The sequence below is a fragment of the Citrobacter sp. wls619 genome, from assembly GCF_005281345.1.
GTDB lineage: Bacteria > Pseudomonadota > Gammaproteobacteria > Enterobacterales > Enterobacteriaceae > Citrobacter.
On record NZ_SZXJ01000033.1, the window covers coordinates 148 to 14486 of the forward strand.

Below are 14339 nucleotides of genomic sequence, written 5' to 3' on the forward strand. Positions count from 1 at the left end.
CACCACCGCAAAGGTGTCCGGCTCCTGGCCGTCAACCTCCAGTGTGAAACGAAGACCTTCTAAGGACATATCTGCCGCTCCCTGAGTCGCTCACTGAAAACACGTTGTCTGCCGTTATCACCACCAGGCAGGGGATGTCAGTACAGCGTTACGCTCATTTTCAGGCACGCTACCGCCGAAGTCTCCGGCATCCGCCATCTCCCGTAAAAAAGTGTAACTCTCTACTGACAACTGCTTTTACAACGGCTCCATACAAGAACAGCACCCTGCCCGTCAGGACAGAATGCTGTCAATTTACATAAACCCCATTTACGCTTCCAGCGGCGCACGCCAGTCGTCGGCGCCGGAGGTGCCGGACTTGAGGTGCTCCCACTCAACCTTACGGTACGCCAGTGATACGGCGAGCAGTTGGGTGAATTCACGCTGCGTCGGATCCTGGCAGTGCGGCATATGCAGGTTCATATCCACAATCGTTGCGTCAGTCAGGCGGGTGGTGAAATAGTGCTCCTGTTTACCTTCAACAGACGTGCGCCACCAGTGCAACTCAACTTTCGGCAGCATCTCGCCGGACGCCAGCGCGTTGTACAGCAATGGAACCGCTTTATTCAGCGCCACGGTAAAAATGAACGGTTTGTGCGCGCGCTGGCCTGCTGGCTGACCGGACTGCGGATCGGTCGGCACGGTGACGTTGTGCAAAAACTCCTGCACCAGCATTTCGTCTTCATGACCCTGTACATAGATGTTACCGACAGAATCTGCGGTGAATGCACCAGCAGTGATATTCCCCTGGGTTTTCCCTGTAATAGAGATGTAACACGGTGTTGGCATTTGTATACTCCTTGTGAACATTTTCAATAACTGCGATAGTCGTCCGCCGTCAGTCGCCGACAGACAGAAACAGTACGGCACTCTCAGGAAACCGTATCATCCTCGTATCCGGCCTGCTGATAACCACTCAGACCAGATGACACCCCAAATACGCAAGTGTTTATTAATACACACTGTGCCAAAGTTTCCTGTGTATCAAAACACATGTACAAACAGACAGCAGATGAATTATCGGTATCTGTTCTCAACGCTAAACACTTTTATAAAACAGAAATGCTTACTCATGAATAAATATTATTTATTCTAAATCTCGCGTTCCAGCGCGAATAACTAACAACACTTGTAATCCGTAATTAAATTAATGATTGATATATTAAATAAATGATTATCTTATTATCCATTAATGACATGATTCGTAAAAATATTCATATAAAACAATTGAATAGAAAACAATACATGATATCGTGACACTCTCATTTCGATTATTCATGGCCCCATCCCTCAGGTAATCTACGTATTGCACACAGGTTCATATCCCTTCATTTCATTCAGCATACTCCTCTCTTTTATTCGAAAAAAGCGCTTTCAAAATCTTTTTATAAGCGTAAGATGCGATTTCAGATAACATACGAAAGTTTAATTTTCATCGCCATCTGAGCGGCATTTCTGGCATTTTTTTGCTTTACGGTTCATGCCGCCTTCATGGCCCGGACAACCACTCAATGGACTATTCATATGAGCAGCAGCAAAAATGACGGAAGCGTTGCGCCAAAAGAGCGTATTTCAATTAAATACACACCAAAAATTGACGGTGTGGCGGCTGATGTCGAGTTGCCGCTTAATCTCCTGATCACCGGCAATCTGAAAGGCGCGCCAGACAAGACGCCGCTGGATGAGCGCACGGCGATTGCCGTTAACCGGCATAACCTTGATGCGGTGATTGCGGAAGCGGGTATTGAACGGGAATTTCTGGTTCCGGCTGAACTCAGCGATGCCCCGGATGAACACCTGAACATCAGCCTGAAAATTAAATCGATGAGCGATCTTTCCCCGGACAGTATCGCCCGTCAGGTGCCGGAGATAAAACGTCTGCTGGAGCTGCGCGAAGCACTGGTTGCACTTAAGTCGCCGATGGGCAATTTGCCCGCTTTCCGCCAGCAAATCCAGGCGTTGCTGGAAAACGAAGAGACGCGCGAGCAGCTGATTCAGGAACTGGGCATCGCCGCTAAGAAATAATTTTTTTGCAGAAGGATTTCCCAAATGTCATTACAGGAAGATATTGCTCCCGCCAGCACGTCACAGACTGCCGCAACCCCGTCCCTGCTTGATGAAATTATGGCGCAGACCCGCGTCCAGCCCACATCAGAAAGCTACGATATTACCCGTCAGGGCGTGGGGGCGTTTATTGCCGCCATGCTGCAAAACGACAGTAACGAGGAGCCCATCAATATCCTGGCGGTGGATGCCATGATAAACGACATTGATGAGCGCACCGGCAGGCAGATGGACGCCATTATCCATACCCCGGTGTTTCAGGAGCTGGAGTCGTTATTACGTTCCCTGAAACTGCTGGTCGAACGTGCCGATACCCGCGAAAACATTAAAATTCATTTTCTCAACGCCACCCAGGAAGAGTTATTAGACGACTTCGATTTCGCGGCAGATATCACCCAGTCAGCGTACTATAAACATGTTTATTCAAGCGGTTACGGTCAATTTGGCGGTGAACCGGTGGCGGCGGTAATCGGGAATTTTGCGTTTAAAAACACCACACGAGATATGAAGCTGCTGAAATATGTCAGCCAGGTGTCCGCCATGGCGCATTGCCCGTTCCTGTCATCAGTCTCATCCGAATTTTTCGGGCTGGATTCCTGGACGGAATTACCCGGAGTCAGAGAACCCGGCGCTATTTTCGAAGGACCAGCGTATTCACGGTGGCGTACCCTGCGCGAATCTGAAGACTCCCGTTATCTGGGGCTGACCGCGCCCCGATTCCTGGTACGCCATCCCTATTCGACGGATGAAAACCTGGTAAAAACGTTCCGCTACAACGAAAGCGTCAGCCAGGATCACAACGATTATTTGTGGGGGAATACCGCGTTTTTGCTGGCCGCGAACCTGGCGGAGAGCTTCGCCAAGTACCGCTGGTGCCCCAACATAATTGGTCCGACCAGTGGTGGTGCAGTAAAAGATCTGCCCGTCCATATGTATGAAGCCATGGGACAAATGCAGGCCAAAATTCCGACCGAGGTGTTAGTCACTGACCGTCGCGAGTACGAGCTGGCAGAAGAAGGTTTTATCACCCTCACCATGCGAAAAGGCTCCGACAATGCCTGTTTCTTTTCGGCAAATTCGATTCAGAAACCGAAAAAATTCCCCAAAACCCCGGAGGGCAAGGCTGCTGAAACGAATTACAAGCTGGGCACACAACTACCCTATTTATTCGTTATCAGCCGGTTAGCGCACTATATCAAGGTCATCCAGCGTGAACAGCTCGGTTCCTGGAAAGAGCGCGGCGATCTGGAGCGCGAGCTGAATGCCTGGATCCGCCAGTATGTGGCCGACCAGGAAAATCCGCCTGCTGAAGTACGCAGCCACAGGCCGTTACGCCAGGCCAAAATTGAAGTGATGGATGTGGACGGCGAGCCAGGCTGGTATCAGGTCGCCATCAGCGTCCGCCCCCATTTTAAATACATGGGTGCCAGCTTTGACTTGTCGTTAGTCGGTCGCCTGGATAAGGAATAGTACCAATGAGCCGGGATTCAGGATTTACAGGCAGTCTGTTTGAACGTATTTCGGAAGCGGCAAACCCGTCTTCATACCAGAACCCGAAAGAAGCGCGGGTGCGATCGATCAGGCGCAATCTGCAACAAATCCTGAATACCCGCTCAGATAGCTGTTATGGCTCACCAGAGCTGGGGATTATCGATTTAAATGATGAAACGCTGGCCTCCAGTGATTTCAGACGTGAAATTCGAAAAACTATCAGCGAGTGTATTTTACGCTACGAACCCCGGATTGCTGATGCGGTTGTTACGGCGGTAATCCCGGATGAATATGCTCCACTGGAGCTACGTTTTCACATTGTGGCAACGGTAGATTTCAGTGAAGCCAGCGACATGTTTGAGTTTGATATCCTGCTGGACAGCCACCAGCATTATTGTGTGGAGTAGCTCTGATGGCTTTCGAAGAACGTTACTACCGCGAGGAACTGGATTATCTGCGCCGCCTCGGCAAATTGCTGGCACAGGAAAAACCGCATCTGGCGCACTTTCTTGCCGAGAAAGAAGGTGATCCGGATGTGGAGCGCCTGCTGGAGGCTTTCGCCTTTATGTCCGGTAGCCTGCGCCAGAAACTCGAAGATGAGTTTCCCGAGTTCACTCACGGGCTGATCCGTATGCTATGGGCCAACTATCTGCGCCCGGTTCCCGCCATGACGGTTATTGCCTATGAACCCGAGATGGACCTACTGAAAACAGCGGTTAAGGTTTGCCGTAATGAACTCATCAAAAGCCGTATCCGTCATTCCCGGACCTCCGCCCCAGACGTACTGCCAGACAACAATGATGAAACAGCACCCTCTCAGCCCTGTCATTTCACCCTGGCGCGGGATATCTGGTTACAGCCGCTGCGAATCGGTGATGTGCGCAACGCCAGCAGCCTGAAAGAAGGTGTGATTGATATCAGCTTCGTTGCCGATGACCGGGTGTCATCGGATATCCTCGATCTGAACAAGCTGACGTTCTGGCTGGGCAACGAAGACGACTACACCCGCCACCAGCTTTATCTGTGGTTCTGCGAATGCCTGATGGACGCAGAACTGATCGCCGGGGATCTTCGCCTGCCGCTGCCGGATTTGTGGCTGGACGCTGCCGGTTTTGACAACCAGGATGCCCTGCTGCCCTGGCCGAAGAACGTCCACAGCGGCTACCGCGTGCTCCAGGAATATTTCTGTTACCCCGAAGCCTTTTTCTTTTTTCACGTTCGGGATGTCGCACCGTTGCCAAAGGATTTTCCGGTCAGCGCCTTTACACTGCGTCTGCATTTTAACCGTCCATTACCCACTGACGTTAAATTGCGCCAGGATTCCCTGCGCCTGCACTGTACGCCCGCCATTAACCTGTTTTCCCATTACGCCGAACCCGTCAGGCCGGATGGTCACAGGGCGGAATACCCGCTGCGCGCCAGCCACAAACATCCGGACGCCTACGATATTTTTCAGGTCAGCGCCGTCACCAGTAAAGTGAAAGTGTCGGCGACAAATACCAGTCCGGGTAGCAAGGTGCGCCACTGGCCCGAATTTGAAAGCTTCCACCACCAGATGGAATACAGCCAGCAGCGCGAAGTGGTCTACTGGCATCACCGGACGAAAACTTCCCTGTTCCATCGCGGGCTTGAGCATACCCTTGCTTTTGTCCATGCGGACGGCAGCGTGCCGGACAATTCACGGTTTAACGATGACGTGATCACCGCTTCGTTAATCTGCACCAACCGGATGTTGCCCGCCCGGCTGCACACCGGCGATATCTGCGTGGCGGTCAGTAAAAATCCTGCGGTGGCGTCATTTCGCAACGTCACACGCCCGACCCAGCCGCTGTATCCGGTGACAGACGGTGATATGCACTGGTCACTGATTTCCGCCATGAACCTGAACTACCTTTCCCTGCTGGACCGGGAGACGCTGATTCAGATCCTGCGCACCTTTGATTTACCGGGCGTTCATCATCCGCAGCGGGCCAGGCTGTCGCGCCAGAAACTGGACGCCATCGAAAAACTGGAAACTAAACCTGTCGATCGGCTGTTTAAGGGCGTTCCGGTGCGCGGACTGGCGACCACACTGTGGATACGCCCCGATCCGTTTGTCTGTGAAGGTGAAATTTATCTGCTGGGGACGGTGTTGTCACACTTCTTCGCCCTCTACGCCAGCATCAATTCCTATCACTGTCTGAAGATCATCAACACGGAAAGTCTGGAGTCCTGGGAATGGCAGGAAAAAATGGGCCAGCACGCCCTGATATAACGGCGAAGTCACTCTTTCCGACGGACGTGCGCAGCTGTAATTTCTATGTACTGCTGGAGGCGCTCTATCGCCGTTATGGCGCAGCGGATCAGGAAGTGTCGCTGCGTACCGAACCCGACGAAGAAATTGTGCGTTTCAGCTCTGACGCCAGTATTGCGTTTCCGGGCAGCGATCTGGGCCAGCTTTCCCGCAGTGATACGGGGCAGTTCGTGCTGGAAACAAAATTCCTCGGCTTTTCCGGTAGCCAGTCGCCGCTGCCAGGTTATTATCTGGACCGGATGGCGCGCGAATCTGCACAGAATGAAGACGGCCTGAAAGAATTTCTCGACCTGTTCAGCCACCGCTGGACGCAGTTCGCTTATCACGCCTGGCGCAAATACCGCTATTACATCTGTTTTCGCAACGGCGGCACCGATACCTTCTCACAGCGGATGTATGCGCTGGTGGGCCTGGGCAGCCAGAGCGTGCGCGACAGTCTTGCCATTAACCACAGCAAAATGCTGGCCTACGCCGGGATCCTCGCCACGCCGGGCCGTGCGCCGGAGGTTATCTGCAACCTGGTGTCACACTGCTTCGATTTGCCGGACGTCACCATTGAGCGCTGGCAGTTGCGTCAGGTGACCATCGATCCGTCACGGCGAACCCAACTGGGCGTGCGTAATCCCAGGAGCAAAACCGCCGGGCATGTTCCTGGCAAATCCATTATCGGCGTCAATTTTACGCTGGGCTCCCGCGTACCGGATCGCAGCGGCAAATTTCTGTTGCAGATTGGAGGCCTGTCGCGTGAGCGCTATCTCTCATTTTTACCCGATGGTGAAAACCACCTGCCGCTGACCCTGTTTATTTCCTTTATTCTGCGCGACCAGTTTGCCTGGGATTTACGGCTGTGCCTGGCACCGGAGCAGGCTAAGGGAATGCGTCTGGGCGACAGAGCCAGTTCTCAACTGGGACGCACCTGTTTTATTGGTGAGCCTAAAACGCCGCCCGCCATCACCATTCGTATCAGGGAGTAATTTTATGGAGCAGCTTATGGCTGAGGAAAAACCGCAATCCTGCCAGGCATCACTGACCTTACAGGTGATGAACGGCAATGAGCTGGAAAGCGGACGCGCCGCAAAATGCCTGTTCAGCGAAGACGGTGGCGATATCGGCCATGCGTCCGACTGCCGCTGGCCGGTACAGGACAGGGCGGGCGTCATTGCCGGACATGCCTGCACGGTTGTCCGGCATGACGGGGCGTTCTGCCTGAAAAGCCTGATGCCGGGGCTGATAATTAACCTGGCTCCGGTCTCAGGGGATGCGCTGGTGCGCCTGCGCCAGGGCGATGAAATTCAGCTCGGCGCGCTGGCGCTGAAAGCCTTTCTGCATGAGGGTGCTGCCGTCAGCTACGATGAGCGAATGGCCACCCCGGAAACCATCGTCATGAACCGCGACAGCCTGGCGGAAACCCTGCTAACCACCGAAGGGCAGCCTGAATATCCGGGAATGCCGTTCCGGCATCAGTTAGCCCCCACGGTGGCGCACGGTTTTTCCGGCGATCCGCTCCAGGCGTTACAGTCGGAGAGTCTGACAGCAACACTGGATCCGCTGTTCTCCATGCGTGCGTCCCGTACAGATCCGCCGCTGTCTGATCTAACCGGTAATAACGGGATCAACACCGCCTTTATGGATCTGCCGCCCGGAAATACCCGTAACGATAACGAAGATGAGTTCGCCGCCATGGCGCAGTATCACCTGGCCGTCACGCCGCTGCTGCGCGGGATGGACTGCCCGCTGACCATCAGCAATTCCCAGGAGGCTGACGCGTTTCTCGAAGAGGCCGGACGGACGCTTCAGGCCGCCATTAAGGGACTGCTGAGTCTGCAACAACAGCAAAACAGTCTGTCGGATAAGCATCTGCGCCCGCTGGAGGACAACCCCCTGCGCCTGCACATGGATTACGCCACCGCGCTGAACGTGATGTTTGCCGAAGGCAAAAGCCCGGTACATCTCGCCGCGCCGTCGGCCATTGCGGAAAGCCTGCGTAATATCCGCCACCACGAAGAAGCCAATAAAGCCGCCATCTGTGAAGCATTGCGCGTGATGCTGGACGCCTTCTCTCCGCAGAGCCTGATGCGTCGCTTTGCCCAGTACCGCCGCAGCCATGAGCAGCGTCAGACGCTGGACGATGCCGGGGCCTGGAAAATGTACAGTCATTACTACGATGAGCTGGCCTCCAGCCGCCAGCAGGGTTTCGAAATGCTGTTCAATGAAGTCTACGCCCAGGTCTATGACCGGGTACTGCGCGAAAAACAGCGGGAGCCGGAAGCATGACAGGGCGTTTTTTTCGCGCCTGCGTGATGGCGATCCTTTTCGCCGCCACCTTGACGGGTTGCGAGACGGTGAAAAAAATCGGCCAGGTGATAGCGAACCCGAACATCCCTGTGGGCTCCCTCAAATCACAGGCGTCGGAAGTCACGGTGACGCTGCTGACCGAGCCGGATACCAATCTCACCGCCGATGGCGAAGCCGCGCCGGTGGATGTGCAACTGGTGTATCTGAGCGACGACTCAAAATTTCAGGCCGCCGACTATGACCAGATAGCCACCACCGCCCTGCCCGATGTGCTGGGGAAAAACTATATCGACCATCAGGATTTTAACCTGTTGCCGGACACCATAAAAACGCTGCCGCCCGTCAAACTGGATGAGAAAACCGGGTTTATCGCCGTGGTGGCCTATTTTTCTGACGACCAGACAACCGAATGGAAACAAATCGAGCCGGTGGAAAGCACCGGCCACAGTTATCGCCTGCTGGTGCATATTCGCAGTAATACGATTGAGATGAAGAAAGAGGAAGAGTGACGATGGCGACAATGAAAAATAAGGTTATCTGGCAGGAGGGCGTGTTTGCCCTGCCGCAGCATTTTCAGCAACAGGAACGTCACAGTGAGTTTCTGTTGACCCGCCGTCTGGATGCCCTGGGGGATTTTGCCTGGGGTTTCACCGAACTCTCCATGAATACCGAACTGCTGGCTCAGGGCAAAATAATGATTGACCGGGCGGCGGGCTGTATGCCGGACGGCACCGTATTCAGTATCCCCGACCAGGATCTGCTGCCGGAGCCTTTCCAGCCGGGTACGCTGTCATCAAAAGAGAGCCACGATATTTACCTGGCGCTGCCAGTTCAGAGCGATGTGGTCAATGAGATCCAGGGGCTACACAGCGCCGGGCAGGGGACGGGGCGCTATCGCCTGACGCACGCCCGCATCCGCGATTTTCATACCGATGAAGGTGACGAGCAGCCTGTCGGCCTGGGGCAACTGGTTCCCCGGATCGTCAGCGGCGCAGACGATCTCAGCGCGATGGTGACGCTTCCCCTGTGCCGTATCCGCAACATAAGTACCACTGGTGCGCTGGTGCTGGACACCACCTTTATTCCTGCTGTTCAGGCCATTCGCGTCAGCGGGGTACTCGGGGCCTTTGCCGGAGAGGTTCAGGGGCTACTGGCCCGCCGCGCCGCCGATCTGGCCGGGCGCATCGGTTCGCCGGAACAGAGCGGGATCGCCGATGTGGCCGAATTCATGATGTTACAGATGCTCAACCGTCATCAGATGCAGTTTACCCACCGCTCACGTCTGCACACGCTGCATCCGGAGGCATTCTACCGGGATCTTGTGGGGCTGCTGGGTGAGCTGATGACCTTTACCGAAGATAACCGCCTGCCCTGCGCGGTGGAGCACTACGATCACCGGGATCTCACCCTCACCTTCAACAAGACGGTGCTCCCGGAACTGCGGCGAGCGCTCAATACGGTACTGGTTCCCCGCGCGCAGAATCTGCCGCTGCACTTTACCGAAGGGACGTGGATTGCCCCCATCAACGATCCGACGCTGTTGCAGTCCAGCAAGCTGGTGCTGGCCGTGCGCGCCCGGATGCCCTACGACCAGGTACAGCGCCAGTTTATCCAGCAGTCAAAAATCGCCGCCACCAACAAAATTCGCGATGTGGTCAGCGTCCAGGTCCCCGGTATTCCGATCCGCACGCTGACCGCCGCCCCGCGCCAGTTGCCTTACCACGAGGGGTATGTTTACTTCGAGCTGGAAAAAGGTGTTGCAGCCTGGCAGGACGTGGTGAAAGTCGGCGCGCTGGCGCTGCATATTTCCGGCACCTTCCCGGAACTGGATCTCCAGCTCTGGGCAATAAGGGGCTGATGCCATGAGCGATATCAGTGACATGAACGAACCGTCGGTTTTTCCTGTGGAGCCGGAAAGCGGAACACCGGGACGCCAGTACCGACTGGCACTTCGCGGCAACAGTCTGAACCCGATGATCGATGCCGCCACCCCGCTGCTCGGCATGGTGATGCGCCTCGCCACCATGAACAGTCAAAACATGCCGGAACACCTGTTTGCGCAGGTAGTAACCGACGTTCAGGCAGTGGAGCAACTGTTGCAGGAGCAGGGCTATGAGCCGGGCGTGATTGTCTCGTTTCGCTACATTCTCTGCACTTTTATTGACGAAGCGGCGCTGGGCAACGGCTGGTCGAACAAAAACGAGTGGATCAAACAGTCGTTACTGGTGCATTTCCATAACGAGGCCTGGGGCGGTGAGAAAGTCTTTATTCTGCTGGAGCGTCTGATCCGGGAACCGGTGCGTTATCAGGATCTGCTGGAATTCCTGTATCTGTGCTTTTCACTCGGCTTTCGCGGACGCTACAAGGTTGCCATGCAGCAGCAGGATGAGTTTGAGCACATATACCAGCGTCTGCACCATGTGCTCCATAAGCTGCGCGGCGACGCGCCGTTTCCGTTACTACACCAGGATAAAAAAACTCAGGGCGGACGCTACCAGCTGATTAAACGGCTGACCGTTAAACATGTGCTGCTCGGCGGCGTTGTCGTGCTGGCGCTGTTTTATCTGTTTTACCTGCTGCGTCTGGACAATCAGACACAGGATATTTTGTACCAGCTTAATAAATTACTCCGATAAGGACATCTCATGATCCAGATTGATATCTCAACGCTGGTAAAACGGCTGAACCCCTTTTCCCGTCAGGCGCTGGAACTGGCTGCCACGGCCTGTATGAGCCAGCAGTCCACTGAAATCACCGTCAGCCATGTCCTGATACAGATGCTTGCCATGCCCCGCAGCGATCTGCGCGTCATTATGGAAAAAGCGGATATTACCGTGGACGAACTGGGTCAGGCGTTAACCGTGGAACACTATGCCACCATGCGCCATATCGACAGCTATCCGGTCTTTTCGCCGTTACTGGTTGAATGGTTGCGCGATGCCTGGTTGCTGGCCTCGGCGGAAATGCAGTCCAGTGAACTTCGCGGCGGTATCCTGCTGCTGGCGTTGCTGCATTCAGCATCGCGCTATGTACCGCCCGCCGCCACCCGCCTGCTGACCGGCATTAACCGCGACCGGTTGCGTCAGGATTTTGCCGACTGGACCCGTGAATCGGCGGAGTCAGTCGTACTGAATGCAGACACGCCAACAGCCACTCAGACTGCCGATACCGGCGACAGTCTGCTTGCCCGTTACGCCAAAAATATGACCGCAGACGCCCGCAACGGCAAACTCGATCCGGTGCTGTGCCGCGACAACGAAATCGACCTGATGATCGACATTCTCTGCCGCCGCCGTAAAAATAATCCGGTCGTGGTGGGCGAGGCGGGCGTCGGCAAAAGCGCGCTGATTGAGGGACTGGCGCTGCGCATCGTCGCGGGCCAGGTGCCGGACAAGTTGCGCGAGACCGATATTATGACGCTGGATCTCGGCGCATTACAGGCGGGAGCCTCCGTTAAGGGCGAGTTTGAGAAGCGCTTTAAAGGACTGATGGCGGAAGTTATTCAGTCGCCAAAGCCGATTATTCTGTTTATCGACGAGGCACACACGCTGATTGGCGCAGGTAACCAGCAGGGCGGGCTGGATATTTCCAACCTGCTTAAACCGGCGCTGGCGCGCGGCGAGCTGAAAACCATCGCCGCCACCACATGGAGCGAATATAAAAAATATTTCGAGAAAGACGCCGCCCTGTCGCGCCGTTTCCAGCTTGTGAAGGTCAGCGAACCCTCGGCGACGGAAGCGACCATTATCCTGCGCGGTCTGTCGATGGTGTATGAGCAGGCACACGGCGTGCTGATTGACGACGATGCCCTACAGGCAGCAGCGACGTTAAGCGAGCGCTATTTGTCAGGTCGCCAGTTGCCGGATAAAGCCATCGATGTGCTGGATACCGCCTGCGCCCGTGTGGCGATCAACCTGTCCTCTCCACCCCGGCAAATTTCGGCACTGACCACACTGAGCCAGCAGTGCGAAGCGGAAATTCGCCAGCTTGAGCGTGAAATCCGCATTGGCCTGCGGTCTGACAACGCGCGGCTGACGGAAGTGATCGTGCAGTATGACGAAACACTGACCCAACTTGATGAGCTGGAAGCCGCCTGGCTCCAACAGCAAACGCTGGTGCAGGAGATTATCGCGCTGCGTAAAAAGTTGCTGGAAGAAACAGAAGCGACCGACAACACCGATATCGATGAAACAGCAACGACTGAAGCAGAAACAGTCGACAGTGACGCCACAACGGTGGACGACCCCGTCAAAGAGCAGCCGGAAGCGGAACACGAAATCCCCCCAGCCACCCGTCTCGCGCAGCTCACTGCCGAACTGGATGCCCTGCACCACACGCAACTGCTGGTTTCCCCGCACGTCGATAAAAAGCAGATCGCGGCGGTGATCGCCGAATGGACCGGCGTACCGCTTAACCGTCTGTCGCAGAATGAAATGTCGGTGATCACCGATCTGCCGCAGTGGCTGGGCGATACCATCAAGGGCCAGGACCTGGCGATTAAGCACCTGCATAAACACCTGCTAACCGCGCGCGCCGATCTGCGCCGCCCCGGACGCCCGCTGGGCGCATTCCTGCTGGCCGGTCCCAGCGGCGTCGGTAAAACCGAAACCGTCCTGCAACTGGCCGAACTGCTCTACGGCGGTCGCCAGTACCTCACCACCATCAACATGTCGGAATTTCAGGAAAAACACACCGTTTCGCGCCTGATTGGTTCTCCGCCGGGCTATGTCGGCTACGGCGAGGGCGGCGTGCTGACCGAAGCGATCCGCCAGAAGCCGTATTCCGTGGTGCTGCTCGACGAGGTGGAAAAAGCCCACCCGGATGTGCTCAATCTGTTCTACCAGGCGTTTGATAAAGGCGAAATGGCGGATGGCGAAGGGCGGGTTATCGACTGCAAAAATATCGTCTTTTTCCTCACCTCCAACCTGGGTTACCAGGTGATTGTCGAACATGCTGACAACCCGGAGACCATGCAGGAAGCCCTGTATCCGGTACTGGCAGATTTCTTCAAACCCGCACTGCTGGCGCGTATGGAAGTGGTGCCGTACCTGCCGCTGTCGCGCGAAACGCTCGCCACCATTATCGCCGGAAAACTGGCCCGTCTGGATAACGTGCTGCGTACCCGCTTCGGCGCAGAAGTGGTGATTGAACCGGCGGTGACCGATGAAATCATGAACCGCGTCACCCGCGCTGAAAACGGCGCGCGAATGCTGGAATCGGTCATCGACGGCGAGATGCTGCCGCCGCTGTCGCTGCTGCTGTTGCAGAAAATGGCGGCGAATGCGGCGATTGCCCGCATCGTGCTGGGCGTGACGGACGGCGCGTTTATCGCAGACGTGGAGGACGCGCCAGACGACGGTACAGCGGACGACATGCAGCCCGAACCGGAAACAGAGGACGAAGCCGTTCTATGAGCAGAATGCAGACGCTCCGGCAAACCGGACTGCTGATGGCGGGCCTGCTGGCAGGTGGTATCGCGTATGCGCAGACACCACCTGTACCCGGCGTGACGGCAGCGCTGAGCGAGGCGACATCCGCAGAGCCGGATGCACAGACTGCCCTGACAGCAATGCAACGTTGCCGGCAGGAGCCTGCGGCGCTGGAGCGTCTCGACTGCTATGACCATATTCTGGCTCCGGTACAGTCCGGTTTTGGCGGTGCACTGGTGAAAGCGAAATACGAAGGCGAAGCCTGGAAGCGGGCCTTCGCCCAGGAAAAAAAACGCCCGGACAACTCCACCACGCTAATGATGACGCAGAGCAACGGAGACGCAGAGCGGCCAACGGTGATTATTACCACACCCGCTATCGGCAACGTGCCGCCGCGCCCGGTACTGATGTTCAGCTGTGTGGATAACATCACCCGGATGCAGGTAGCGCTGATGCATTCCATGACACCGGACAGCATCGACGTAACGCTGACCACCGACAGCGGACGCTTTCAGTCCCGCTGGTTTATCCGTGAAAACGGCACCCTGCTGGAGTCCAGCCGGGGATTATCCGGCATTGACGAAATTAAGCAGCTCTTTGGCGCGAAAACCCTGACCATTAATACCGGCGCAGACAGCGCCGCCGGAAAACTGACCTTTAATATTGACGGGCTGGCAAAAACCATTGCGCCGTTACGCGATGCCTGTCACTGGGCAGGAGAATAAATA

The 14339-nt window shown here is 55.6% G+C and carries 12 protein-coding genes; 11 read left to right on the plus strand and 1 reads right to left on the minus strand.

Translation table 11 applies throughout. From position 1 onward, the window contains the following. Nucleotides 1-309: 309 nt before the first annotated feature. Nucleotides 310-828 (minus strand): Hcp family type VI secretion system effector, encoded by a 519-nt coding sequence (locus FDX19_RS05465; protein WP_137381917.1) that lies wholly within the window; start codon nt 826-828, stop codon nt 310-312. A gap of 735 nt (nt 829-1563) precedes the next feature. On the opposite strand from FDX19_RS05465, the gene tssB reads away from it, so the two are divergent. Genes tssB through vasI form a run of 11 tightly spaced genes read left to right on the plus strand, consistent with a single transcriptional unit; the run spans nt 1564 to nt 14336 of the window. After that, nucleotides 1564-2064 carry a type VI secretion system contractile sheath small subunit gene (gene tssB / locus FDX19_RS05470; protein ID WP_137381918.1) on the plus strand — a complete coding sequence of 167 codons (501 nt, stop codon included), beginning with the start codon at nt 1564-1566 and terminating at the stop codon, nt 2062-2064. Nucleotides 2065-2088: 24 nt separating this feature from the next. Continuing rightward, on the plus strand, nt 2089-3573 hold the full coding sequence (tssC, locus tag FDX19_RS05475; protein ID WP_137381919.1) for a type VI secretion system contractile sheath large subunit: 1485 nt from the start codon (nt 2089-2091) through the stop codon (nt 3571-3573). A 5-nt stretch (nt 3574-3578) separates the two neighbouring features. Further along, nucleotides 3579-4001, plus strand: coding sequence for a type VI secretion system baseplate subunit TssE (gene tssE / locus FDX19_RS05480; RefSeq protein WP_137381920.1), 423 nt, complete (start codon nt 3579-3581; stop codon nt 3999-4001). 5 nt (nt 4002-4006) lie between these two features. After that, nucleotides 4007-5848, plus strand: coding sequence for a type VI secretion system baseplate subunit TssF (gene tssF / locus FDX19_RS05485; protein WP_137381921.1), 1842 nt, complete (start codon nt 4007-4009; stop codon nt 5846-5848). Then, entirely contained in the window at nt 5812-6861 is a 1050-nt protein-coding gene (tssG, locus tag FDX19_RS05490) for a type VI secretion system baseplate subunit TssG (RefSeq protein ID WP_137381922.1), read from the plus strand. Before tssF ends, tssG begins: the two co-directional genes overlap by 37 nt. A 16-nt stretch (nt 6862-6877) precedes the next feature. Further along, nucleotides 6878-8161 (plus strand): type VI secretion system-associated FHA domain protein TagH, encoded by a 1284-nt coding sequence (tagH, locus tag FDX19_RS05495; RefSeq protein ID WP_368666069.1) that lies wholly within the window; start codon nt 6878-6880, stop codon nt 8159-8161. After that, nucleotides 8158-8691, plus strand: a complete 534-nt coding sequence (gene tssJ, locus FDX19_RS05500; RefSeq protein ID WP_137381924.1) for a type VI secretion system lipoprotein TssJ — start codon at nt 8158-8160, stop codon at nt 8689-8691. Before tagH ends, tssJ begins: the two co-directional genes overlap by 4 nt. Before the next feature lie 2 nt (nt 8692-8693). Continuing rightward, nucleotides 8694-10040, plus strand: coding sequence for a type VI secretion system baseplate subunit TssK (gene tssK / locus FDX19_RS05505; RefSeq protein WP_137381925.1), 1347 nt, complete (start codon nt 8694-8696; stop codon nt 10038-10040). Between the two features lie 22 nt (nt 10041-10062). Further along, the gene (icmH, locus tag FDX19_RS05510; protein ID WP_137381944.1) at nt 10063-10818 is read left to right on the plus strand and encodes a type IVB secretion system protein IcmH/DotU; all 756 of its coding nucleotides are present in this window, start codon (nt 10063-10065) and stop codon (nt 10816-10818) included. A 9-nt stretch (nt 10819-10827) separates the two neighbouring features. Beyond that, on the plus strand, nt 10828-13596 hold the full coding sequence (gene tssH, locus FDX19_RS05515; RefSeq protein ID WP_137381926.1) for a type VI secretion system ATPase TssH: 2769 nt from the start codon (nt 10828-10830) through the stop codon (nt 13594-13596). Beyond that, complete coding sequence (gene vasI, locus FDX19_RS05520; protein ID WP_137381927.1) at nt 13593-14336, plus strand: type VI secretion system-associated protein VasI; 744 nt, start codon at nt 13593-13595, stop codon at nt 14334-14336. The genes tssH and vasI overlap by 4 nt, the downstream gene beginning before the upstream one ends. Nucleotides 14337-14339: the final 3 nt, after the last annotated feature.